The organism is Grimontia kaedaensis (assembly GCF_023746615.1).
In the GTDB taxonomy this organism is placed as follows: Bacteria; Pseudomonadota; Gammaproteobacteria; order Enterobacterales; family Vibrionaceae; genus Enterovibrio; species Enterovibrio kaedaensis.
The window spans coordinates 96,053-119,318 of the sequence record NZ_CP082276.1 but is presented as its reverse complement, the minus strand read 5'-3'; the positions used below and the strand labels follow the sequence as shown (position 1 = coordinate 119,318).

The window sequence follows — 23,266 nt, the reverse complement described above, 5'->3', positions numbered from 1 at the left end:
GAGAGTGCCTTCATTGATTCGAGAAGAAAATATGTACAGATACTTTTTTGATAGGTTGAAAAAAACCATTTTTAACAATAGTACTGGAGAAGTGTCGAAGCTAAGTATATCTGAATCAATGATACTCTCTCATCTTATTGAAAATAAAGATAATGAGGTCGAAAAATCAGATCTCATTGCTGCTGGTTGGCCGATGCGAGTGGTAGGTCCAAACTCTTTGACAATGGCAATAAAAGCCATTCGCCAAGCACTTTCAGACAAAGGTGAAATAATAGAAACGCTGCCCGGTAAAGGGTATATGCTTCACTCTGGCTTCATACAGGATAGTTTAGATGCAAAAATAGGCGATGCGCCTAATGTTAAAGACAGTACGACAACACCACTAACTGCATGTGAAAATAACGAATCGGTCGAATGCTTTCATGAATGTGAAGAAATTAAATCAGTACCTCATAAAAGAGAAAATGTAATTCACAATAAGAAAATAAAATTAACCTTAATTACATTAATATTTTTCATTTATGCATTATCTTTTTTTGTTTCTTTTGTTTTGCAATCCCATCAAGCATCACTTGAATGTATGACTGTTGACGGTAAAATCGTTTGTTCCACCAGTAGCGATATAGGGGACATTTCAGGGTTAGAAGATGGTGAATACCTATATGGACACTATAATGGCGAATCTGAAGCATCATTTAAAAAAGTCGAATAGAGAATATTCTGTACTTGTTGCTCTAATCATATTAGGTCTTCTCATATTCTTATGGAATATCAAGCCTTTTATAAATGGTACTGGATGTAAATTCAAATTCAATAGTGAATCGGAAAGCTTGAAGTCTCAAGGCGCATGCATAGATGGCATATTGACATCAGTAGTGCATCAGAAAAAATCAGGAAGAATATACACTAAAAAGTATATTTGGGGTTATTGGGGCAGCGATATATTTCTCTATTTGATTTCAGAAAAATGGCAGAGAACCATTAATAGCTCAAGTGAAATAGATATAGATTTACATGATTTTGAATATGACCATATAAAATTATTGTCAGCAAAGATATTTAAGTCATCAGATGGGAAAATCTACTCAGTCTATGACTACCCCATTGATTTAATTCATGAGGATAATATTATTGGGAAATTTGGATTCATTGATTATGAACCAAAATTTGTCGGTGTTGAGTAATAAGAAATCATAAGTTAATTCAAATAAAATAACAATTTAATAGTTTATAAATTAATGGAATAATGCATTCCTTGCCCTAATTTTTAAATGGCAAAATTTTGCACGGATTGATTCAGGATGAATCGTCAAGGACGTAAATATTTAATAGATTAGGAATTAGGAAGTACAAAGTGAAAAGAATGATTATTGCTTTAATTATGTCATCAATTACAATGCCGACACTTGCAAGTGTTAGTGACGGTGATGTTTATATTTTTGGCGGCGGAAGGAGTGGAGTTGACCTGATCGGATTTTCGCTAGGTTCTGGTTATATCATCAATGAATATACTTCGGTTGAAACCTCTTATGCCTATGGTGACAATAAAGAAACGGCAGACTACGTACTCGGCCACACTAAAATTAGTCGTACGGGACATTTTGATGCCGTATTTGGCCTTGATGCCAACCCCTTTCTGCGTCCGTACATCAAACTAGGCGCTGCGTACAATAAAAGTAAGCGCACGGCTAACGAACCAAATAATAAAGTCACCACCTTCCGTGATAGTGAATTTAGACCACATGTTGCAACAGGTTTGCAGTTCTCCGCCCCATCATTGAGTGAGAATATTTTCGCCAACTTAGAATATAACCAATATATCGGAAGACATTCTCAATTCAATAACTGGGGAACTGTAACCTTAGGTTATACCTTCTAATAAACCAAAAATAGTACTGTTTAAAATTGTAAATATGGCTCTATAATGCTTTTTATTAGCTTATGGGGCCTTCTCTTCCATACTAACTATCATCAACATTTTTGGAGCTTCACGCTTATGTATCTTTTACAAAAGCAGGGGCTGAAAATGTTGAACGATCAGGTAATAATCCGCGAAATCTTAGAAAACGCGATCGGTTAACTCATCACTCCATTTGACCCTTGTCTCTTTCGATGGGTAACAACACTAATCGGAAATTTGGGCTCTGTAGGTCTTTGGCGGTTTATGAGAAGACTTCCTCTATATCAACCACTTTGGAGCGATTCACCGTGATCTTCCAGCGTTGAATTGTGAAGCTGCCATCCTGATTTTTCTGTTTGGAAACCAGGTTAAATTGATGACGTTTATCGATAGATTCACGTGTTACCTGACCATCGCTCAGCGCATAGTAACGCTCTTTACCACGCGCCATCAAACGGGAGAATGGACGGAAATCTATTCGCCATACTTCACGCGTCATGTCGTAGCCACTAAGAAATTTGGTGGTGGACATCTGGGTAACCATTTTTATTTTCACCACTGATTCTTCGCGCTGACGAAGCTTACCTTTGCGCATCTTACGCACATCATCAGGAATCTTATCGAACGAAATGTAGTCCAGCCACTCCAACTGACTGCCGATGCGCTGGCCGGATGTCGGGTCAGTAAACAACTTACGCCACTTTGGCCGCCCTTTGCGAATCCAGCGCCAAAGCACATCACGCAGGTCGTCTTTAAAGATTTCACGCATGGCATATAAACCTGCCATCGCCAAAGCAAATGACAGGGTAATTTCACCAAGAAAGCTGCGCATCCGGATAATTGCTACCGTCACGAAGATCATCACCAAACCAGCAGCAGCACCTTTCGCGAGTTTATTGAGGTTTTGCCCCAATATCACATCTTTCTGACGAATGGTGACCGGATATTCAATCAAGCGGCGCGCTAGGCGCATTTTGTTTACCATACGCGTCGCATCTGTTTGTGCTTTTGAGGAGTTGTAATTTTGATCGATACGGTAGGCCGCTTCAGATTCACAAAACTCCAGAAGCTGTTCTTTGATAGGTTTAAACGCTGCACTCCTTGGCATATGCGCAATAAGCGACAGAAAACGCTGCTCAGTCAACCAGGAAAGGTAGTTATCGACATTGTTGTAATACTTGATGAGGCTTTCATCTTTCGGTACGTAACGACGAAGACGACGTAAGATCTCCACTGCCATATCCGTGATGACTTCTAACTGCTCAACCGCTTCTTCCTCTCCAACATCTGTAACTGTGTCGAAGAATCGGTGTGTCGTTTTTTCCAGTGACAACGCATATTGGTATGCATACAAGCTCAAGCTGACGCGGTATTTGTCAGAAGGCAGTTTGTCCCGGCTGGCGAGGCGGGAATGTACAAGTGGTAAGTGGTGTTGCGAAGTAAAGTAGGTACGCGTGTTAGAGAGCACCTTGTAGTAAAACTCATCTTCGCTCAGCACGCTCTTGGAGAAATTCAGCTCTCCAGGAACAAATAGGTAGAATTCGACGTCCTGTCTTTTTATCTCTTCATTGATCAGCGCAATCCGTGCGGTTAACCCCTCATATTTTTCTACAGAGATCAATTATGTACTCCAAAACATTCTCTTTTTTAACGGCCCTTTCCGCGAGCTGAAACATAGTTTATACCGAAAAATCTGTATACCCAAACAGGGATAATTCAGTGGCACGGGACCCCCTTTCAACGCTGGTCACTTTTTAACCATTGAATTTTGATCGGCCTCCCCATAGCCACCAATCTGGCTTTGAAAGGAAAGAGTCATAGTGAACTAACTGGGTTATCCACAGAAAAAGTGCATAAGTCTCAGTAGTAGGACCGTGACATCGCGTTAGACTGACTACGGTTTCAGTCGTTTAGGGTAGTCGAGAAACAGAACCTGTTTGTCTGCTGTCGACCAGTTAGACCAACTTTGGCTATAGAGGGCAATCACCGCCACACCACACGTTGGGAGGTTATCTATCTCAAAAGGAATATGGGCTAGAAACTCATTAAATGCCGGGTTGTGTCCGACCAGCATGACGCTATCTTTATCATCATCAAACCGCTCTACAATCTTCACTAAGGTTTCCCAATCCTCGGTGTAAACATCGCTTTTTATGATCATAGGCGGTGAATGAGGCAACTGCTCAGCAATCAGTAATGCGGTAGTTTTCGCGCGGACTGCACTGCTGGTAATTATCGTTTTAGGTTTATTCGACCAAGCTGCGAGTCTTACGCCCATCTCAGATGCATTGCGACGACCACGTGGATTCAGTGGTCTATCGTGATCGTCGAGGGAAGGATCATCCCAACTGGATTTTGCATGGCGGGTGAGAAAAAGTAACTTCACCCGTGCCTACTTGCCCAACGCTTCGCGCATGCGGGTTTGCACCACATCCACAAGAAGATCGGGTTGGAACTTGGACACAAAGCGGTTACACCCCACTTTCTCCACCATGGCTTCGTTGAAACTGCCACTGAGTGAAGTGTTAAGCGCAATATAGAGATCGTGCATGCGACTGTCTGCGCGCACTTCTGACGTCAGCTTGTAGCCGTCCATTTCCGGCATTTCCGCATCAGTGATCATCAACAGGATCTCGTTGCGCGGGTCTTTCCCTTCATCACACCAAGATTTAAGAAGATTCAGCGCCTGCTGGCCATTCTTCTTCTCAATGCATTCGATACCGAGTTGACCAAGTGTTTCTGTGACCTGCTTACGCGCCGTTGATGAGTCGTCTACAACCAGTACTTTCTGACCCACCAGATGGTTAGTCAAATCATCATCTAACACCCCATCGGAAATACCAATATCGTAAGAAATGATTTCTGCTAGCACTTTCTCAACATCGATGATTTCAACCAGTTTATGCTCGTTGTCGTACTCCAGCTTTGTGATCGCAGTGAGATAATTAGAGCGACCTGTACTTGGTGGCTCCATGATTTCATCCCAACCCATGTTCTTGATGTAAACCACTTTACCAACCAAAAAGGCCTGCACAGAGCGGTTATATTCCGTCACAATGAGGTTACTTTCCTGATCTTTATCCAGCGGTTTTAAGCCAATGGACTGTCGCATATCAATCACAGGAATCGAGTGGCCTCGTATGGTCGCAACACCGCATATTTTGGGGTGAGAACCCGGCATTTGGTTGAGACGGGGAACTTTCAATACTTCGCGGACTTTAAACACGTTAATGGCGAAAAGCTGACGTGTTCCCAATTGGAATATCAGCAATTCAAGTCGGTTTTCACCAACCAAGTTAGTGCGGGAATCTACTGAATCTAAAATACTTGTCATGGGCTACTAACCGCTCTCAGATCACATCACTGAGACTTATCATTGTCTCATCGCTAGCTGCCAGTAAACCACATAATGAGAAGGCACTCACTTTGTGTTTACTATTTATCGCGTTACGTACCATTTATTTTTTAATAATAGAAAAACTCCTTGAATAAAGCGAAATTACACCAACTCTACTCACATTTTCATCACTGAGCAGCAAATACCTTCTCTCACAGTGAGTTAGCAACAATATGATCAGGCTGGAAATTCACGAAATGTTACTGGATTAGTTTCATAAATCAGCACATCATAGGTATAAAATACCTCGGCAATCTAAAGGTATAGAACTTAGATTGACTGGGTATAGAACCATAAAAACGCTACAATTAGAGATGAGCAATCTGGCGTTGCTGGATGCAACTTATCATTTTGTCTTGACCACTCATTCTGGCTAATAACAGGCGCTATATGAAAAGCAAAGCCAATGAATCGCAGGGAATGTTGTTGTTCCGACTCTCTGCCACACAGACTTTTGCCCTTGGCACTCTTAAGGTCAGAGAGATTGTTCCTTTCTGCCCGCTTACGGCTCTACCTGGCTCTCACCCAACCGTGATTGGTACTGCAAATATTCGGGGCATCACTACGCCCGTTATCGACATGGCGAAAGCGATTGGTTATCAACCTGTCGATAAGGAAGAGTACAAAAAATGTTTTATCATCATCACCGACTGCCAACGTCGTGTGGTCGGCTTTTTGGTGCGTGGTATCGAAAAAATCAGTGAATGTGACTGGCGAAATATCACGCCGCCACCAGAGACATTGGGCACACGGGCATTCCTCACTGGCGTGATGAATGTCGATGAAAAGCTGGTGCAATTACTGGATGTTGAGTTGGTGATGTCGAAAATCTTCCCAATGCCGGAAGACAAGCTTCATCCTATCCTCGCCGATGTGGATCGTGAGAAACTCAAACCTATGCACATCCTCTTAGTTGATGACAGTAGTCTGGCGAGGCGTCAGCTTTCAGAAGCGCTCGACAGCATCAATATTCCTTATGTGGTTAGCACCAACGGGATTGATGCCCTTGAGAAGTTGAAGAACTCAGCCAGAGAAGGTCGACCGTTTGATATTGTGGTCAGCGATATCGAAATGCCAGGAATTGATGGGTATGAGTTAGCATTCGAAATTAGAAACAATGAGCCTCTGTCAGAAGCTTACTTGATTCTTCATACCTCACTTTCCAGCGAAATCAGCGTAGACCGCGCCCATCAGGTAGGTGCTCACGAAGCGCTCACCAAGTTTGATGCAACAGAGTTAGTCAATGCTATGCTTCGCGGTGCTCATCTTAAACTGGAGGGTGAGCATGTCCGCCTTGAAGGGGCAGTCGAGTAATTTACTTTCACTTTCGTCAAAGGCACGCTTCCAGACGTGCCTTTTTCTTTTCTATCAATATGCTATATGGTTAATTTGCTCACGATTCGGGTACCCCGAATATTCTGCGCTTACGAGGTTCTAGCACACATTTTCCCGCTCAAGCTGTCACTAAAAGTTCTCGTAAAATACTGAGCTTTCCTTGATCAAAAGACTGTTTCCGACGGTCACCTTGTGGTTTAATTTCATCAGGATCACACAAAGAAGGTTATAGACCTATGAACAATGTATTCGAGATCGTTAAGTTCTCTCGTCGCAAGAATAAACTGAAGCGGGAAATTCAGGATAACGAGAAGAAAATCCGCGACAACCAGAAGCGCGTCACTTTGCTTGAGAACCTGCTTGATTACATTCAACCAGAAATGACTCACGATGAAATCGTAGAGATCGTTAAAAACATGAAAGCTGACTACGAAGATCGTGTTGATGACCACATCATCAAGAGCGCAGAGATTTCAAAAGAGCGCCGCGAGATCAGCCGTCAAATCAAAGAGCTGACCCGTCTGGACAAAGAAGGCAAAAAATAAGCTTTCTTTCTGCGATAGCGCAGTCGCCCGACAGCGAAAACAAAAAGACCACCCTCTCGGTGGTCTTTTTGTTTTTTGGCCCTAGCAAGCCGACAGTTGCATCGGACGTAAATTCGGTGACACCAACAAAGTCGCTTCGGTGGCAGCCTGCACCTCTTCAATGGAAAATTCTGGCGCAAACTCAGTCAGAACCATGCCGCTCTCATTGATTTCAAACACGCCTGTAACCCTCCCACAGGCATTTCTGAATTCGAAACCAGCTTCCAGGCGTTTGGTAAATCCGCACTGATCTGGCTGATGCGCTCAAGATCCTGCGGGTTCAGATGCACCGTGACTTTCTCCGATTTTCCCGGAAGGGCTTCGAGGGTTTCATCTACCAGTGTCAGGATTTGCTGTGGCATCATTTTCATCATGAAGGCGCAGCATTTCGATCAGGGTGGCACGCTCTGCACCACGGAAACCTGTGCGATGCAGCGTTCAATCACGTCATTCATCACCTGATGGTCGATATCCTGCAAACGAGCTTGAGCCTATGGCGCTTAGATCAGTTTCTTTCGAACATGGATAACCAGCGCTTCTGCCAATATCACCACGGCGAAGATACTGAAAAGCACCATGGAGACCTTCTGCCATTCAAACAGGTTTTGTGCATCGTTCAGCACTACACCTATCCCACCAGCCCCCACAAGACCAAGCACTGCAGACTCGCGGACATTGATATCCCAACGGAACAGAACAATGGAGTAGAACGCTGGCATGACTTGCGGCCAATAGCCCTTTAACAGAATGCTCATCCAAGATGCGCCTGTGGCTCTCAGCGCTTCAATTGTGCCCATGTTCACTTCTGCAATCGCTTCAGCGAGAAGCTTGCCGACAAAGCCAACGCTTCGAACAGCAATAGCCATGATTCCCGCCAATACACCGGGTCCAAACAGCGCGATGAAAAGCAGTGCCCAAACCAGAGAATTCACCGAGCGGGATGACACCAAAAAGAACTGGGCAACCCAGTTAAGCGTTTTGCTCGGGGTAATATTTGGTGCATTCAGTAGCGCCAATGGAATCGCAAACACCAACGTAAACAAGGTGCCCAAAGTGGCGATATGCAGGGTTTCAATTAGCGCTGCATGAATGGTTTCCGGATAGAAGCCGTAATCCATCGGTACCATACGGCTGAACATGTCTGAAAACTGCGCCGGTGCGTCATACAGGAACTCAGGGATCACCTCGACCGTCTGCCAGGACCATACAATGGCTGATACAAAGCAGAGGTATACAGCAAAACGGGCGAGTCGCTCATTAAACGTGAAACGTTGCCACTCTTTATCGATAGAAGCCGTCGTCATTAGAAAATTCTCCTTACGATGTTCGACAGGAATTCACCAACGAGTATCAGGACGATAATGGTGATCAGGATGGCTGCCACAAAGTCGTAGTCAAAACGCTGGAAAGCCGAGAAAAGTGTACCGCCCAGGCCACCAGCCCCCACGATGCCAACCATGGTTGAGTTACGAAGATTGGAGTCCAATTGATAACTCGCAAAGCCGATAAAGCGGGTAAATACCTGCGGCATCACAGCAAATAGGATAATGCTGATAAAATTGGCACCTGTCGCCCTAATCGCCTCAACCTGCTTAAATGAGATTTCCTCAATCGCTTCCGCAAACAGCTTTGCGATAAAGCCGATGGACGCAAAAACCAGGGTTAAAATCCCCGCCAGAGCACCAAAGCCCACCGCTTTTACAAACAGGATGGCAATGATCACCGGGTGGAAAGAGCGACATAGGGCAATGAAGCCACGCACAGGAGTAGAAACAATGGATGGCATCATGTTTCTTGCCGCTAACAAGCCAAGAAACAATGAAATCAAGATGCCAAAAAAGCTCGAGATAATGGCGATTTGAAGGCTTTCTGCCAGTCCACTCAATAACAAGCTGGAGCGGGAAAAGTCAGGGGGAAACATACGAGAAAGTAACCTCTCGCTCTCCCCAAACCCCACTATCAAACGCTCAACACTAAGGTTCAAACTGGAAAAGCTATAAAACAGGTACGCAATGATGCCGAGAATACAAACTCTGTTTACCCAAGAGCTCTTAAACGGATTCTCAACATCAACGGAGGGGTTTAGTCCAGCCATGACTCACCTCCATAAATCACTTTTAGATCCTCTTCGCTGATCCCTTCAGGGCTGCCATCGTAGTGCACTTTCCCGTTACACATACCAATGACACGTTTGGCAAAACGTTTAGCGAGATTCACATCGTGGATGTTAACCAAAACAGGGATTTGTTTTTCTTTGGCAAAGGTTTCCATCAGCTCCATGATCTCAACCGCGGTCTTTGGATCGAGGGAGGAGGTCGGTTCATCAGCCAGCAAGATATAAGGGTCTTGCATCACAGCGCGTGCAATACCGACACGCTGCCTTTGACCACCAGATAGACTGTCTGCGCGCTGATTGGCGAAATCTTGTAAACCCACGAATTCCAACAATTCGAAGGCTTTCTTTAGATCTTCCTTGGCATAGTTACGACGCCAAGCATTCCATGACGACATGTAGCCCAAGCGTCCACTCAATACGTTTTCTATGACTGTTAGGCGCTCAACCAAGTTGTATTCCTGGAACACCATGCCGATATGGCGACGTTGTTTTCGCAGCGCTTGTCCTTTGAGTTTTGTCAGGTCCTCGCCCTCAAACAAAATCTCACCGCTGGTTGGGTCGTTAAGGCGATTAATACAACGGAGCAACGTACTTTTTCCGGTACCAGAAGGGCCGATAATAGCGATGATTCCGGGCTCATCAATATCAATATCAATGCCTTTGAGGATTGGCTTTCCAGCCACGTATTGATGAAAAAGGTTTTTAATTTTTATTCCGTCATAACTTGCTACGGCCATACTCATATTCCTTGTTGCACTTATTTTTGGGTGCACGATGCCCTACCCGTGAGGGCACCATGCTTTTTAGGTTGAATTAACGAATTATTGCGTTGTGGCTTGCTTGGCCAGTTCAGCCGCTTTCTTCTTGGCGCGTTTCGCAGCGTCTTTTTCCGCCAACTTCTTCAAGCCAGCCTTGGTGTAAGCGGTACCCGTTGCGTGCGCAATATTACGGATCACAGACCAATCTTCTTTGTAAGTAATAGGCGAGAAGCGGTCTGCACCTTTAAACGCATCGCTCATTTCCTGCGTGAATCGATAGCTGAAGAAGGCTTCATTGATCTTCTCTACCAATTCAGGTTTCAGGTTATGCGCATAGCCAAAAGCAGAGGTCGGGAAACGCGGGCTGCGATAGATAATTTCCAGTTCAGAGTCATCAACACGACCTGCTGCAACCATGCGGTCGTAGACATCGGAAGCCACTGGTGCAGCATCATAGTCGCCATTGAACACGCCAAGGATGGATTGGTCATGCTTACCGGAGTACAGCACTTTGTAGTCTTCGTCCGGAACCAAGCCTTGTGCTGGAAATAGCGCTCGCGGTGCCAGGTTGCCAGAATTTGACGAGGCAGAAGTGTGAGCGACTTTCTTCCCTTTGAGGTCTGCCATTTCTTTTATACCGCTGTCTTTACGGACAATAGTGACCAGGTTGTAACCCTGAAAGCCAGACTCATCACCTTTAACCGCGATTGGAACGTAACCTGCCAGATTCACGGCGTAGCCGGTTGGACCCGTTGAAAAGCCAGCCACGTGCAGGCGGCCAGAACGCATAGCTTCAACCTGAGCTGAGTTTGAGTGGACGGTGTAGTAGATAACTTTCTTACCGGTGATCTTACTGAGGTGAGCCTGAAAATCGGCGAATGCATCTTTGTAGAGTGCGGGATCTTCAACTGGGGTATAAGTGAAAACCAACGTACTTGGGTCTATCCATTCTGAAGCGTCTTTTGGTGAGTCTGCAACCAAGTCCTGATTTTCATCACAGTATCTTTCATCCAAAACACCGCGATGGGAACACTCATTTGCCATAGCAACAGATGGCAGAAGCAATGAGCCAGCGATTAACAATCCTTTTACACTGTCTTTCATAATAGAACCTTATATTCACGTTATTGTTGATGTGCAGCTTCTCTATAGCAGAAGGCATGCCAACAATATTTTTATTATTTTTCATATATTTAAAATCATGGCGAAATTTCCCGATTTCACTTCGGTCATTTCTGTCCAGTTTTAAAAGGTAAAGAGAGTGGTTTGGGTCATTCGTGTCCAAAACGCTTAGAAGCGAAAAAAGGAGCCACATGGCTCCTTTGATTTAAAGCGCTTAACCGTCCCTGCTGGGTTTAAAATTCTCTTTGTCCAGCTGATGCTTTTTCATTTTCCGATAAAGGGTTTTTCTTGGCAGATTTAAGCGAACGGACACTTCGTTGATGTTACCCGAGGTTTCAATCAAGGCCTCAGTCAGTACGTTACGCTCGTACTGTTCCATCTGCTGTTCAAACGCGAATGCCTCCGTTCCCTGGGTTAGGGGGGAGTGTAAATCAAAGCCTTCTCCAACAATGCCAAGTACAAACCGATCCGCCACGTTACGAAGTTCCCTGACATTTCCCGGCCAATCGTGACGACACAGCTGTTGGATTTGCTCTGCGTAAAGCGTCGAAGGACGCGTTTTATATTTTTGGCTGGCTTGAACGACGAAATGACGGAACAGCGACTGGATATCTTCCTTTCTTTCCCTGAGTGGTAGCAAATTGAGGCTGGCTATGTTGAGCCTGTAGAAAAGGTCTGAGCGGAACTCGCCCCGTTGGCTGAGCTCAGAGAGATCTGCTTTGCTCGCCGCAAGTACGACAATATCGACGGGGATCAGCTCATTGCCGCCTACCCTTTCAATGACACGCTCTTGAATCACCCTAAGCAGTTTGATTTGAACGGATATCGGCATGCTTTCGATTTCATCCAGAAAAAGCGTACCGCCATTGGCTTGTTCAATTTTACCAATGCGCTTTTTATTGGCGCTGGTAAAAGACCCCGCCTCATGTCCAAATAGCTCACTCTCAATGATGCTCTCTGTCATCCCGCCACAGTTAATCGCGACGAACGCTTTGTCTTTGCGGGCAGAATACTGATGCAATGCCCGCGCAATCACTTCTTTCCCTGTGCCGGTTTCCCCGTTGATGATGGTATCGACGCCTGTGCGCGCCAGAGCTAACACCTGATTTCTTATCATTTCCATGTGCGCCGAGGAGCCAATCACCCGGCTTTCGATAGGCAAGGCTTGTGCTGATGTAAGATCTGGAGATTGCTCTACATGAGAAGCTGCAAGGCTCAACTTTTCAACCAGCTCATCGCTTTGCAACGGCTTCTCGATAAAATCAAAAGCTCCCAGCTTCATAGCTTCGATAGCCATCGGAATATCGCCATGGCCACTCATCAGGATCACTTTGCATCTTGGCGCCCTGTGTTGAATAGCGTCCAGCATGGAGAGACCATCCAACTCAGGCATCCGCACATCACAAAGAACGACCTGAGCAGCGTCCGGCGTGAGTAACTTCAATGCAACCTTGGGGTCAGTAAATCCTGAAACCGTAAATCCCTCTAATTCCAACATTTCACTGACTGCTTCGACGACATCAATCTCATCGTCAATCAGCGTGATGCGTTTTTCCATCATCTCTTTAGCCTTGTTCAAGATGTACTACAAATTCACTGCCTTGCCCGGGCTGCGAATAAACCCTGATAGAACCGCCAAAATCTTTAATGATATTGAATGCAATAGACAGCCCTAACCCTAAACCTTTACCAACATCTTTTCTTGTGTAGAACGGGTCAAAAATATGAGGAATATCTTCGCTGGGTATTCCCTTGCCATTGTCTTTGACCTTGATACTCACGCCTTCTTCATCACAGTTCACCGACATCACAATCAGCGGGTTCTCTGTGTTCTCGACAGCATCGACAGCGTTGCTGAGCAAATTGACCAAGACCTGCTCCAAACGAATAGGATTGGCAATCACACTCTGGGTCTGGTCAAGGTGACAATCCAATGCAATCGGCACATCCCGGCTGACGAACAACGCGATGGCGTCATTGATAACTGGCATGACTTCAACGGGGGAAATTTTGCCATCACTCTTTCTGGAGAAGGCTTTCAAATGATGCGTTAACGCAGCAACTTTGCTCAGCAACATTTCAATTTTTAAAAGGTTCTGCAACGCCTTGTCTGTGCGTTCTTGCTCCAGCCATTTTTGAGCGCTGCGCGTATGACTGCTAATAGCAGTCAATGGTTGGTTGATTTCGTGGGTAATACCAACACTCAGTTGTCCCAGTGCGGCAAGCTTACCCGCCTGAACCAACTCATTTTGTGTCACCCTTAATCTTTCTTCCGCCAACCGTCGCTCTTCGACTTCGGCCTCCAACTTTTTGTTGGTGCGCTTTACCACTTTTGCTGTGGCCTGAAACACTTTCAGAGACTTGGCCATTTGCGTAATTTCATCCTGGCCTCTCAACGCAATTTCTGTATCCAGATGGCCAGTTGAAATCGCAAACATTTCATCGCGTAGGTGCAGCAGTCTCTCCAAAATGTTTTTACGCACGTAGAACCAAGCAATACCCGCAGCGGCAATCAGACTGATGACAGAAAGCGTAAGGGAGAAGTTCCGGTTTGACGCCAAGGACTGCTGGACCTGAGCAATGGATTGATCAATTTCCAGATTCACATTTGAGGTATTGCGCTCAATTTGAATAGATAGTTGGTGCAAGTATTCACGGCTGTTTTCAAGCAAAAACGCTTGCTGATAATGATGCTCAAGCGCCTGGTTTTTCAACCTAACTAAATGACTGGAACGGGACGCCAACGTGTAAATCACGGAGAGCTTTTCATCCAGTGCTGGAAGTGATTTTGCCAGCCCACTCGCTTGCCACAGATCGAACCACTCCTCTCCAAGCTGTTCCAAACGAATCGTGGTGTAATCCAGCTCATTGAAGCTGCCGTCGTTGAACAGCTTCTCCACCAGCCCAAGCTGATAAAAGAGTAGCGCCTTCAATTGACCATACTGGAGTTTCGACTTATCCGACGCCGGAAGCTTATCGAGCTCATCAATGACCTGTTGAAGCAGTGGATAAAAACCTTCAAGCAAATTCCTCAATTCAGCATTCAGCTTTCGGGAATCTTCCGCACTTTGATAAAGCAAGCTCAAGCTATTGTTTACCTGCATCATCAGGTCTTTGAAATAGGCGTGATACTCAGGGAAATGCACCAGTATTTGGTTCATTTCCTGAATACTGTCGTCCACCCTGGTCATGGTGTTTCTTCTTTCGAGGTTTGATTCGGCATCGGCCAATTGAGAGGCGTCACTGATCACCAGACGCACCATGTCGTTCAATCTGGCAGCATGCTCAAGCGCGACAATATCTTTCTCTTTGAGCTCAACCAACGCCGACTCAAGTTTGTCGTAAGTCACCGAACTAAAAAGTGCGAGTAGCAATGTCGCCATCGACAGCATAGCGAGCGCAAGCCCAAGGCGAACCTCGATCCCCCGCCACTTGAACCTGCCTTTGCGAGTTTCTTGCGTTTTAAGTTCCTCTAAAGAGGTGCCTTTTGCATTTACAACCATAGGCGTTAAAAGAGCGTCCCTGAATGACCACCCACTCCATTCACTAACTGATGAAGTGATTACTAACAACTATATAACACATCACTGTACCCCATTGAAAACGCACAAGACGGCATCTCTATGATGCAAACGGCGGAAGGTGCGATGCATGAAATGACCAACATCGTTTACTGCATGAGTGATCTGGCGACTCAGGCACTGAACGGTTCAAACGGCGCTGACGAACTGGCAGCACTGGATGCAGAATACCAACAGCTGACTGCTGAGCTGACCAACATCACGGATAACACCAGCTTCGGAGGTAACGAGCTGCTAAAACCCGGTAGCTTCGCTGCAGGCGCAGTGAGCTTCCAAATCGGAGCGACTTCTGCTGAACGTCTGGCCGTTGACGTATCAACTGAGCTGGGCGACCTGGACGTAGCGGTAGGTGGTTTCGGTATAAGGGGAATAAAGAAATGCTTGAGAAAGAGGTTCAGGCAGCATCTCCACTGCCCAAACATAGCCCGTTACTGTGGTCCGTTGGATAGGCGGATCGCTAATTCCCAGAGGGATTCAGGCACCTCTACTTCTTTCATTTCATTCATAAACTGGCCAGGAAGACGAGTTCCTTCATCTTCAGAGACAAGATCAGCCACCTGCTGACATCTTTCAAAAAAGTAATCAGAGTTTGCCGGGTCTATGATGAGGAAAAACTGACCCAAATCGTGTGGTTCACCTTGTGGTGCTTTAAGCGGCTTAACAAACTGAGAAGCGATTCCGCCGGTCATACCGGCTGTCAGCAACTCCGCCATCAGGCCAAATCCCCAACCTTTATACCCTCCTGCTGAAACCAAAGAACCCGCTAAAGCCTTATGGGGGTCAGTGGTAGGTTGGCCATGTTCATCTAACGCCCAGCCTTCAGGAATTGACTCTCCTGCTTCTTTTGCCATAGTGATTTTCCCCAGGGCGACCACTGTAGTGGACTGGTCAAACTGCATGGCGATTCCGCCTTCTCCATCAGGTACGGAAAAAGCCACAGGGTTAGTGCCTATGGTGCGAATCTTCCCGCCAGGAGGCGCAACAATGGGAGAAGAGTTGGTAAAGCCAATCGCGATAAAACTATGCCGCGCCAACTGCTCGGTGAAAAAACCTAACGAGGTGCAGGTATGGCTATGACCAATGGCCAATGATGCCGTGCCGTTTTCGCGGGCTGCTGAAATCGCGGCAGGTAATCCGCGCTGAAAAGCAGGTTGAGCAAAGCCATATTTGGCATCGACTTTCACAAAACCCGGCTTTGGCAAAGTGACTTCCGGTTCTACATCTTTTGATACCCTGCCCGAGACGAGTTGCTCGCAATAACTTTGCAAATAATATAGCCCACAGATCCGATTGTTCCGTGATTCATTCTTAGCAACGGCATGGGCAACAGATTCTGCAATCCAAGGTAACGCTCCATGTTTTTCTAACGCTGTTTTACAAACCTGATGAATCTCAGAAATTGTAATCACTGGCATAAATGCTCCTTTCGTATTTAGCACTCAAATCAGGGCTTTCCTTTATTCACGCCCCAAGCCGATAATCCCGACAAACGACAGGAATAAACACGTCTGGTTTGAGTGTTTATTTATATTGTTAACTTACCCTCGGATTTGCCTCTCTTAGCTGATTGTGATGGTGGATTGTTGAAACTCCTCGGCGGCATCATCAAGCGCTTTCCACAAATAGTCTGCACTTGAAATATCGCTCAGGATGAGAAAACGCGTTTGCTCAAATTCGCTCTTTGATACGTTGACTACGACAGAAGAAACACGCGCCACGGATGTTTGAGCAATGTTCCCCCGCTTAAAGGCGTCAACGCTAAGATCGACTGCACACACTTTGGCGAACATTTGCGGACAGTCGTCGCCAGTCAGAACAAACAGCGCATGACTGTGCTGACAATACAAGCGGGTTACTTTTTCGCGCTGTTCTGCCTCTTTTTCCAGTTCTATCATAGCGTCGGTGTTTTGGTCTTTCTTATCGACTAGCCAAAATTCAGTGTGGCCTAAACGCAGAATCCATAAGCCATTAGGCATCTTAAGCGCGCGATTGGGCTGCTCCGGAATCAGTATTCCATGAGCTTCCAGAAATGCAGCGACCTGAGCTCCTCTAAAACCGATGCGGTTAGACGTCGTGGCATCATAGAAAGAAATAGACGACAGGTGATGCTCCTGATCGATGCAACTCTGTCTGCGATCTGGCTGATCACTGACTGAAAACGAACCCATGTTAATTGACCTCCTGTCGTTCACCTTCCGGATCGTAAAATGGCAATGGGACGACTTCCGGCCACACTTCTTTTCCGTCCACGCGGATAGGGATTAAGGTTCCCTTTTCTTGCTGGTCAATACCCACGAACGCCAGTCCGATGTAGGCATCCAAGGTGGTCGAATATTCACAGGAGGTGACATTCCCCGTGATGCTGGAATCCGCTCCTGCTTTATCCAACACCAGATGTCCTTCCTCTGGCTTAGGTGACGACTTGTCGAGCTTAAAGCCAACCAGCTTGCGGGTTTGCTCGCGGCGCATCACGATATCTACCGAGCGTGAACCGACATAAAACGGCTTGGCTTTTGCGATCGCCCATCCCAATGAAAGTTCACCGGGGTGAGACATGCCATCGGTGTCCTGTCCTACGATGATATGGCCTTTTTCCAGCCTCAGCAGTCGCTGCGCTTCCACCCCAAACGGCCGCATGCTGAACGCCTCACCGGCTTCCATCAGAATGTCCCAGATGTTGAGCGCAAACAGGGTCGGCATATGAATTTCATAGCCCAACTCTCCGACAAATCCGACACGCATCAGTCGCACTGGCATCTCTTCGATGTGCCCTTCCCGATATTCAAGATAAGGAAAAGCTTCGGGGGAAAAATCCACATCGTGACAGACTTTCTCAAGCACTTTTCGCGCGTTAGGGCCCGCTACATTGACTGCTGAAAACGCCGAGGTCACGTTGGCAATATCGACATCCAGCCGCCATTGCGCATTCCACTTTTTCATATCACGATAAACCGCATCGACACCGCTGGTTGTTGCCGTGACATAGTAGTGATCCTCTGCAAGCCGGCATGCGACACCGTCATCAATCACCACACCCTGTTCGTTGGTCAGCACAGCATAGCGGGTTCTACCAACAGGTTGTTTCACAAAGGCAAAGGTGTACATGCGATTCAGGAACTCCGGCGCATCAGGCCCGCAAACTTCGATACCACCCAGTGTGCTGACGTCAATGATCCCGACATTCTGTCTCACTGCAGAAGCTTCATCCTGAATCAGCGCATTGCGTTGCGATGCTTCCCCGTAATAAGCGGGACGTCGCCATGCGCCAGCAGGCATAAATTGCGCCCCGAGACTTTCGTGTCTTTCATGCATTGGGGTTTTACGCACGGGATTGAAAATCCTACCTGCTAAATAAGCCAGTTTCTCTGGGATAAACGGTGGCCTGGCAGTCGTTACGCCCGTTTCACTCACGGTTCTGTCTGTAGCCATGGCCACCAAACGTGCGCTGGGCAATGCGGAGTGACGCCCCTGTGAAGGGCCCATTCCTACAGTGGAAAATCGCTTAACCAGCTGAATATCCCGATAGCCCAAACGTGTGGCGTTGATGATGTCTTTAGATTGGAGGTCTTCATCAAAATCAACGAAGTCTTTTCCTTTGGGATGAGGAAATATTGGCCACGGAAAGTTAGTTGGGATATCACATTGAATATTGATGGCAGTAACCTCTGAAAGGCCCTGCTTTTGCAAACCAAGTTTTTTCAAACACTGGTAAGCCGCTCGTTGTCCGTCTGCTATGACCTTATCAAGTTCATGAATGCCATTCACTGAGCCCGCGATGTGCAGATTTTTCGGGAGATTTTTCAGAGTGAACCGCGCTGATTTATCGTCGTAGCTTAGCTGGGCACCTGCCTGACACAACAGTTGGTAAGTTGGCATGTATCCCGCAGACATACAAAGCAGATCACAAGGAATAGTCGAGACTTTTTGTTCGACACCGTAATCCTCGTTGATCGAATATACGTCCACCGCTGACAGGTGGTTATTTTTTGCTGTCGCCTCGTAAACCGTCGAGCCGGGGATGACGGGGATACCCAAAGATTTCACGCTATCACCCAGATCTTTTCGCGGTGGAGATTGGCGCATATCGACGATAGAAACAACATCGACACCCTGCTCTGCCAACTCAATAGCCGTTAGATACCCATCATCATTTCCGGTTAACACAACGGATTTTTTGCCTGGCCTGACGGCGTAGTGCTTCATCAATCTCATGGCTGCGCTGCACAGCACTACGCCTGGGAGATCATTGTTCCTGAACACCACGTGCTGCTCAAATTCACCCGAAGCGACAATGCACTGTTTGGCCCTGATTTTGTACATACGGTTACCCGTCTGTACTGGCAAATAGTTATCTGCAAACCAAGCATTGCAGACCGCATCTGTCATCACACGGATTTTCGGATGATCATTCACGATCGAACGAAAAGCATTCAGCATTTCATCTGTCATCTCACCATCAATATCAAATCGGTGGTAAGTCAGTGCACCGCCGAGCTGTTTGTTTTCATCAACAAGGATGACTTCTGCTCCATTTTCTGCCGCAGTAATGGCAGCATTCAGGCCCGCTGGACCCGCCCCTACCACCATCACATCACAGAACAAATAGGCCTTGTCGTGGTAAGTTGGCTCAAAGTCCAAATCAGCAACGCCCAAGCCTGCTTTTTTCCGGATGATCGGCTCCCATTTGTCCCAAATGCCTTTAGGTTTATAGAAAGCGCGATAGTAAAAGCCGACGGGCATGAACCGACCCACTTTTTCTAATATTGCATCGGCGTCTTTTTCCAGTGACCCGTTGTAGTTTTGCCCCATTACCACCGGTGATTCTGCAATACCTATCCGGTCTGCCAACACATTGGCTTCTTGCGGCAGTTGAACCAGAGTATTTGCATCCTGACCAGCCATTGAGAGTGGTCCGCGCGGCCGGTGATATTTGAACGATCGGGACAGTAGCCAATGATCGTGAGCAACCAAGGCACTTGCGACCGTATCGCCATCAAACCCGATATAGCTAGTACCTTCAAACTGAAACCGCACACGCCGAGCGCGTGAAATCAAAGACCCCATTGGAGGCGCTAGTCGATTTGCATCCGTCATTGCTTTCCTCCTTGTCCTTGGTTAGGGGCGGCATCAAAAGAGACTCTTTTTGTGAAAATCTCGCTTGGATCATAGGTATCAATGATCTCGTCAGAGGCTGTGTGTCTTTCAGCAATAAACCAGTAACCGGACGCACTGTGGAACCACCATTCCTGAACGACTTTTATGTTGTTGTCAGCATAAAAAACGTATTCGGCCCACGCTTTGTCAGAACACTCATGATGGTTTGGCATGGCTTTCACTTCCCCACCGTAGACAAACTCATTGATGTTTCTTGGACCGTTCAAGGGGCATGGCATTATCTTCATGAATACTCTCCTAGTGGCTTGCGGCCGTAGCCCCCATTTCGTTTACCTGTCGGAACACGTCGAATCTATCCATCGAGAATGGCGCAATCAGCTCTGGCACTTTTCCACCTGAGGCCACCAGTTCGGACATGGTTTTTCCGCAAATCGGTGTTGACTTAAATCCCCACGTTCCCCACCCAGCGTCCAGATAGTAGTTATCGACCGGGCTCAACCCCATGATCGGGCTGTAATCACTGGTCATGTCTGTCGTGCCTGCCCACTGTCGAAGCAACTTGAAATTCGCCATGAAAGGGAACATTTCAATCGCGCTGGCTATCAAGCTCTCTTTGAGATCCAGCGTCGATCGGGTGTTATAAAGCGGATAAGGATCAGACCCACCACCAAAGACAATTTCCCCACGGCCGGTTTGTTGAACGTAGCAATGCAGGGCTGAAGAACTGACTAGAGGATTGAGGAACGGTTTAACGGGGGTGGTGACCATGGCTTGAAGTGGGTAACTGGTAAGGGGCATTCGAAAACCCGCCATCCCGGCAACAATCGAGCTATGCCCGGCGACGGCCTGCACCACACAACCGCACCCAACGGTGCCCCGGTTGGTTTCAACAGAGACGACCTTCCCGTTCGAAGTATTAACACCTGTCACTTCCGTTAACTGGTGCAGCTCAACGCCACGCTGGGTTGCACCTTTTGCATACCCCCAAGCCACCGCATCATGCCTTGCAGTCGCGCCATCAATATGCCAAAGCCCCGCCAGAATCGGCATGTCCGCCGGGTTCATGTTCAAGGTCGGCACTAATTCGCGTATTTGCTGCGGGTCAATAAGCTCTGTTCTTCCGCCAAAATGTTTATTCACTTCCTTACGCTGCCGGAACGAGCGAACGGTGGCATCAGTGTGAGCCAGCGTCAGTTGTCCGCGGGAGGAGTACATGATGTTAAAATCAAATTCGTTGGAGAGGTTCTGGAATAATTTGACGGACTCACTGTAGAACTTAACGCCTTCTGACGTTAAGTAGTTAGAGCGGATAACGGCGGTGTTCCTTGCCGTATTCCCTCCACCCAAATAGCCCTTTTCGAGAATCGCAACATTGGTAATGCCGTGATATTTGGCAAGGTAATAGGCGGTAGCAACACCGTGTCCACCACCACCAATAATCACCACGTCATAATGACGCTTTAGATCGCTGGGAACTGGTAAATCCGCTTCCTTCTCAAAGGGATAGTCATTCGTTAGACCATATTTTAAAAGTGAAAAAGGCACAGCAGACTCCTTTCTTAACGTGCTTTGACAACAGGCTGTTTGACGCCCCGCTGTTTCGCTGCAACCAGTGTGTTTTTGATAAGGCAAGCGATAGTCATAGGGCCAATGCCTCCCGGGACAGGGGTTATTGCTTTGCAGATATCAGCGACATCCGCAAAGTCAACGTCTCCCATCAGCTTGCGTTTGCCGTCTTTTTCAATGGCGTTGATGCCGACATCCAAAACCACGGCACCAGGTTTAACCCATGCACTATCCACCAGCTCGGGCACGCCCACAGCGACCACGAGGATATCGGCTTGTTTGCAGAGATTGGCAGCATCCATCGTTTTTGAATGCACCACGGTGACAGTGCAGTTGGCTTGAAGTAGCAGGCTCGCCATGGGCTTGCCTACGATATTGGAACGACCTACGACAACCGCATGTTTCCCCGACAAGTCGCCGACTTCCCTTTTCAGAATTTCAAGGCAGCCTAGAGGCGTGCAAGGGACAAGATGCGCTTGTCCTGTTGCCAATTGCCCGACGTTCATGGGGTGAAAACCGTCTACATCTTTTTCAGGTGTGACCAGGTTGATAATGCGTTCTTCTGAGAGATGCGCAGGCAAAGGGAGTTGAACCAGAATGCCATCGATATCATCACGCTCATTCAGCTCAGTCACTACCTTATCAAGCGCCTGCTGAGAGCAAGATGCGTTCAAATGAGTAACCACCGAATGCAGCCCTGCTTTTTCAGCGGTCCGGATTTTGTTGCGAACATAAATGGCACTGGCGGGATCTTCTCCCACCAACACCACTGCCAGCCCAGGTTGCTGATATCCCCGTCCAGTTCTGGCTTTCACTTCTTCAGCCATCTCTTCAACCAAACGCTCGGCTAGCTGACGGCCATCAATGACATTCACAGACACAGTCACCTCTGCTGACTATTGGAAGACGACGGTTTTGTTACCGTACATGAACACGCGATGTTCGAGATGAAGCCTGACAGCCTGCGCGAGTGCGATGGTTTCGGTATCCCGGCCAACCGCCACTAATCTGTCTGAAGAATAAGTGTGGCCGACAGGCTGCACGCTCTGCTGAATGATTGGACCTTCATCAAGGTCAGAGGTGACGTAATGCGCCGTGGCACCAATCAGCTTCACACCGCGGGCATGCGCCTGATGATAAGGCTTGGCACCTTTAAAACTTGGTAAGAATGAATGATGGATATTGATGGCTTTACCGTGAAGCTTTTTACAAAGTTCGTCTGAGAGGATCTGCATGTAACGGGCAAGGATAACAAGCTCAGTATCTGTCTCTTGGATGACATCCAAAAGTGCAGCTTCTTGTCTCGGCTTGTTTTCAGAATTGATAGGTAGCCAGATAAAACGAATACCGGCTCGCTCAACAATTGGTCGCAGATCTTTATGGTTGGAAACAACCGCGGTCACTTCCATTGGCAACTCGCCATTTTCGTGTCTGTAGAGCAGGTCCTTCAAACAATGGTCGAACTTACTCACCATGATGAGCACGCGCATAGGCTTGTCGATATCGAAAAATTCCCAGTCCATATGGAAACGACTGACCTGTTCTTCAAATCCTTCTCGGATCATCTCCAGATCAATATCCGGTGATTCAATCCGACACACGGCACGCATAAAGAAATTACCATTTTCTTCATCATCAAACTGATGCAGCTCAGAGATATAGCAGCTAAGACCCGCCAAATAGGAAGTGACTGCCGCAAGAATCCCACTCGATGCATCACACGTTGCCTTGAGAATAAACTCCTTTGACTCTTGCATGTTCCATCCTGTTGGTTGCTTTCCGTACTTTTCGT

21 protein-coding genes and 3 pseudogenes are annotated in these 23,266 nt (G+C 47.0%); 6 read left to right on the top strand and 18 right to left on the bottom strand.

Annotation, left to right across the window (positions count from 1 at the left end; genetic code table 11):
• Nucleotides 1-4: 4 nt before the first annotated feature.
• The 3 genes from K6Q96_RS17510 to K6Q96_RS17500 all read left to right on the top strand — a co-directional run bounded on the left by K6Q96_RS17510 (nt 5) and on the right by K6Q96_RS17500 (nt 1,879).
• The gene (locus K6Q96_RS17510) at nt 5-712 is read left to right on the top strand and encodes a winged helix-turn-helix domain-containing protein (RefSeq protein WP_251881376.1); all 708 of its coding nucleotides are present in this window, start codon (nt 5-7) and stop codon (nt 710-712) included.
• Entirely contained in the window at nt 675-1,184 is a 510-nt protein-coding gene (locus tag K6Q96_RS17505) for a hypothetical protein (RefSeq protein ID WP_251881375.1), read from the top strand. Before K6Q96_RS17510 ends, K6Q96_RS17505 begins: the two co-directional genes overlap by 38 nt.
• Before the next feature lie 179 nt (nt 1,185-1,363).
• Nucleotides 1,364-1,879 carry an outer membrane beta-barrel protein gene (locus tag K6Q96_RS17500; protein WP_251882397.1) on the top strand — a complete coding sequence of 172 codons (516 nt, stop codon included), beginning with the start codon at nt 1,364-1,366 and terminating at the stop codon, nt 1,877-1,879.
• A 283-nt stretch (nt 1,880-2,162) separates the two neighbouring features.
• Here the strand turns inward: K6Q96_RS17500 and K6Q96_RS17495 are convergent, their stop codons facing one another.
• The 3 genes from K6Q96_RS17495 to K6Q96_RS17485 all read right to left on the bottom strand — a co-directional run bounded on the left by K6Q96_RS17495 (nt 2,163) and on the right by K6Q96_RS17485 (nt 5,234).
• Complete coding sequence (locus K6Q96_RS17495) at nt 2,163-3,521, bottom strand: hypothetical protein (protein WP_251881374.1); 1,359 nt, start codon at nt 3,519-3,521, stop codon at nt 2,163-2,165.
• A gap of 273 nt (nt 3,522-3,794) precedes the next feature.
• Nucleotides 3,795-4,286, bottom strand: coding sequence for a SixA phosphatase family protein (locus K6Q96_RS17490; protein ID WP_251881372.1), 492 nt, complete (start codon nt 4,284-4,286; stop codon nt 3,795-3,797).
• A 6-nt stretch (nt 4,287-4,292) separates the two neighbouring features.
• A complete protein-coding gene (locus tag K6Q96_RS17485; RefSeq protein ID WP_251881370.1) occupies nt 4,293-5,234 on the bottom strand; it encodes a chemotaxis protein CheV in 942 nt (313 codons plus the stop codon).
• A 453-nt stretch (nt 5,235-5,687) separates the two neighbouring features.
• Here K6Q96_RS17485 and K6Q96_RS17480 point away from each other — a divergent pair, with 453 nt between their 5' ends.
• A complete protein-coding gene (locus K6Q96_RS17480) occupies nt 5,688-6,611 on the top strand; it encodes a chemotaxis protein (protein ID WP_251881369.1) in 924 nt (307 codons plus the stop codon).
• 257 nt (nt 6,612-6,868) lie between these two features.
• Nucleotides 6,869-7,177, top strand: coding sequence for a DUF496 family protein (locus tag K6Q96_RS17475; RefSeq protein WP_002536784.1), 309 nt, complete (start codon nt 6,869-6,871; stop codon nt 7,175-7,177).
• A gap of 81 nt (nt 7,178-7,258) precedes the next feature.
• Here K6Q96_RS17475 and K6Q96_RS24945 read toward each other — a convergent pair.
• The 8 genes and pseudogenes from K6Q96_RS24945 to K6Q96_RS17440 form a co-directional block, all read right to left on the bottom strand.
• Nucleotides 7,259-7,399, bottom strand: a pseudogene (locus tag K6Q96_RS24945) (succinyl-CoA--3-ketoacid-CoA transferase); the annotation flags it as partial.
• Nucleotides 7,399-7,587, bottom strand: a pseudogene (locus K6Q96_RS17470) (FliH/SctL family protein); the annotation flags it as partial. The pseudogenes K6Q96_RS17470 and K6Q96_RS24945, both read right to left, overlap by 1 nt.
• Nucleotides 7,588-7,716: 129 nt before the next feature.
• On the bottom strand, nt 7,717-8,520 hold the full coding sequence (phnE, locus tag K6Q96_RS17465) for a phosphonate ABC transporter, permease protein PhnE (RefSeq protein ID WP_002536781.1): 804 nt from the start codon (nt 8,518-8,520) through the stop codon (nt 7,717-7,719).
• On the bottom strand, nt 8,520-9,311 hold the full coding sequence (gene phnE / locus K6Q96_RS17460) for a phosphonate ABC transporter, permease protein PhnE (RefSeq protein WP_251881368.1): 792 nt from the start codon (nt 9,309-9,311) through the stop codon (nt 8,520-8,522). Before phnE (K6Q96_RS17460) ends, phnE (K6Q96_RS17465) begins: the two co-directional genes overlap by 1 nt.
• Nucleotides 9,299-10,069 (bottom strand): phosphonate ABC transporter ATP-binding protein, encoded by a 771-nt coding sequence (phnC, locus tag K6Q96_RS17455; protein WP_002536779.1) that lies wholly within the window; start codon nt 10,067-10,069, stop codon nt 9,299-9,301. Before phnC ends, phnE (K6Q96_RS17460) begins: the two co-directional genes overlap by 13 nt.
• Before the next feature lie 84 nt (nt 10,070-10,153).
• Entirely contained in the window at nt 10,154-11,194 is a 1,041-nt protein-coding gene (gene phnD, locus K6Q96_RS17450; protein WP_002536778.1) for a phosphate/phosphite/phosphonate ABC transporter substrate-binding protein, read from the bottom strand.
• A 232-nt stretch (nt 11,195-11,426) separates the two neighbouring features.
• Entirely contained in the window at nt 11,427-12,770 is a 1,344-nt protein-coding gene (locus K6Q96_RS17445) for a sigma-54-dependent transcriptional regulator (protein WP_251882396.1), read from the bottom strand.
• A gap of 7 nt (nt 12,771-12,777) precedes the next feature.
• The gene (locus K6Q96_RS17440) at nt 12,778-14,715 is read right to left on the bottom strand and encodes a sensor histidine kinase (RefSeq protein ID WP_251881367.1); all 1,938 of its coding nucleotides are present in this window, start codon (nt 14,713-14,715) and stop codon (nt 12,778-12,780) included.
• Nucleotides 14,716-14,808: 93 nt separating this feature from the next.
• On the opposite strand from K6Q96_RS17440, the pseudogene K6Q96_RS17435 reads away from it, so the two are divergent.
• Nucleotides 14,809-15,129 (top strand): annotated as a pseudogene (locus K6Q96_RS17435) (flagellin N-terminal helical domain-containing protein); the annotation flags it as partial.
• Nucleotides 15,130-15,221: 92 nt separating this feature from the next.
• Here K6Q96_RS17435 and K6Q96_RS17430 read toward each other — a convergent pair.
• The 7 genes from K6Q96_RS17430 to purU form a co-directional block, all read right to left on the bottom strand.
• Nucleotides 15,222-16,208 (bottom strand): Ldh family oxidoreductase, encoded by a 987-nt coding sequence (locus tag K6Q96_RS17430; protein WP_251881366.1) that lies wholly within the window; start codon nt 16,206-16,208, stop codon nt 15,222-15,224.
• 144 nt (nt 16,209-16,352) lie between these two features.
• A complete protein-coding gene (locus K6Q96_RS17425) occupies nt 16,353-16,961 on the bottom strand; it encodes an aminomethyltransferase family protein (protein ID WP_251881365.1) in 609 nt (202 codons plus the stop codon).
• 1 nt (nt 16,962) lies between these two features.
• On the bottom strand, nt 16,963-19,887 hold the full coding sequence (locus tag K6Q96_RS17420; protein WP_251881364.1) for an FAD-dependent oxidoreductase: 2,925 nt from the start codon (nt 19,885-19,887) through the stop codon (nt 16,963-16,965).
• Nucleotides 19,884-20,195, bottom strand: coding sequence for a sarcosine oxidase subunit delta (locus K6Q96_RS17415; protein ID WP_251881363.1), 312 nt, complete (start codon nt 20,193-20,195; stop codon nt 19,884-19,886). The genes K6Q96_RS17420 and K6Q96_RS17415 overlap by 4 nt, the downstream gene beginning before the upstream one ends.
• Before the next feature lie 10 nt (nt 20,196-20,205).
• Nucleotides 20,206-21,453 (bottom strand): FAD-dependent oxidoreductase, encoded by a 1,248-nt coding sequence (locus K6Q96_RS17410; protein WP_251881361.1) that lies wholly within the window; start codon nt 21,451-21,453, stop codon nt 20,206-20,208.
• A 14-nt stretch (nt 21,454-21,467) separates the two neighbouring features.
• Nucleotides 21,468-22,355 carry a bifunctional methylenetetrahydrofolate dehydrogenase/methenyltetrahydrofolate cyclohydrolase FolD gene (gene folD, locus K6Q96_RS17405; protein WP_251881359.1) on the bottom strand — a complete coding sequence of 296 codons (888 nt, stop codon included), beginning with the start codon at nt 22,353-22,355 and terminating at the stop codon, nt 21,468-21,470.
• Nucleotides 22,356-22,370: 15 nt separating this feature from the next.
• Entirely contained in the window at nt 22,371-23,231 is an 861-nt protein-coding gene (gene purU, locus K6Q96_RS17400) for a formyltetrahydrofolate deformylase (RefSeq protein ID WP_251881357.1), read from the bottom strand.
• Nucleotides 23,232-23,266 lie beyond the last annotated feature (35 nt).

Excerpts from the sequence above, each read along its gene's own strand:
- K6Q96_RS17445 (WP_251882396.1), bottom strand. The coding sequence starts at position 12,770 with ATGGAAAAACGCATCACGCTGATTGACGATGAGATTGATGTCGTCGAA.
- K6Q96_RS17485 (WP_251881370.1), bottom strand. The coding sequence starts at position 5,234 with ATGACAAGTATTTTAGATTCAGTAGATTCCCGCACTAACTTGGTTGGT.
- phnC (WP_002536779.1), bottom strand. The coding sequence starts at position 10,069 with ATGGCCGTAGCAAGTTATGACGGAATAAAAATTAAAAACCTTTTTCAT.
- phnE (WP_002536781.1), bottom strand. The coding sequence starts at position 8,520 with ATGACGACGGCTTCTATCGATAAAGAGTGGCAACGTTTCACGTTTAAT.
- K6Q96_RS17430 (WP_251881366.1), bottom strand. The coding sequence starts at position 16,208 with ATGCCAGTGATTACAATTTCTGAGATTCATCAGGTTTGTAAAACAGCG.
- phnD (WP_002536778.1), bottom strand. The coding sequence starts at position 11,194 with ATGAAAGACAGTGTAAAAGGATTGTTAATCGCTGGCTCATTGCTTCTG.
- K6Q96_RS17425 (WP_251881365.1), bottom strand. The coding sequence starts at position 16,961 with ATGGGTTCGTTTTCAGTCAGTGATCAGCCAGATCGCAGACAGAGTTGC.
- K6Q96_RS17500 (WP_251882397.1), top strand. The coding sequence starts at position 1,364 with ATGATTATTGCTTTAATTATGTCATCAATTACAATGCCGACACTTGCA.
- purU (WP_251881357.1), bottom strand. The coding sequence starts at position 23,231 with ATGCAAGAGTCAAAGGAGTTTATTCTCAAGGCAACGTGTGATGCATCG.
- K6Q96_RS17475 (WP_002536784.1), top strand. The coding sequence starts at position 6,869 with ATGAACAATGTATTCGAGATCGTTAAGTTCTCTCGTCGCAAGAATAAA.
- K6Q96_RS17505 (WP_251881375.1), top strand. The coding sequence starts at position 675 with ATGGCGAATCTGAAGCATCATTTAAAAAAGTCGAATAGAGAATATTCT.
- K6Q96_RS17480 (WP_251881369.1), top strand. The coding sequence starts at position 5,688 with ATGAAAAGCAAAGCCAATGAATCGCAGGGAATGTTGTTGTTCCGACTC.
- phnE (WP_251881368.1), bottom strand. The coding sequence starts at position 9,311 with ATGGCTGGACTAAACCCCTCCGTTGATGTTGAGAATCCGTTTAAGAGC.
- K6Q96_RS17440 (WP_251881367.1), bottom strand. The coding sequence starts at position 14,715 with ATGGTTGTAAATGCAAAAGGCACCTCTTTAGAGGAACTTAAAACGCAA.
- K6Q96_RS17420 (WP_251881364.1), bottom strand. The coding sequence starts at position 19,887 with ATGACGGATGCAAATCGACTAGCGCCTCCAATGGGGTCTTTGATTTCA.
- K6Q96_RS17415 (WP_251881363.1), bottom strand. The coding sequence starts at position 20,195 with ATGAAGATAATGCCATGCCCCTTGAACGGTCCAAGAAACATCAATGAG.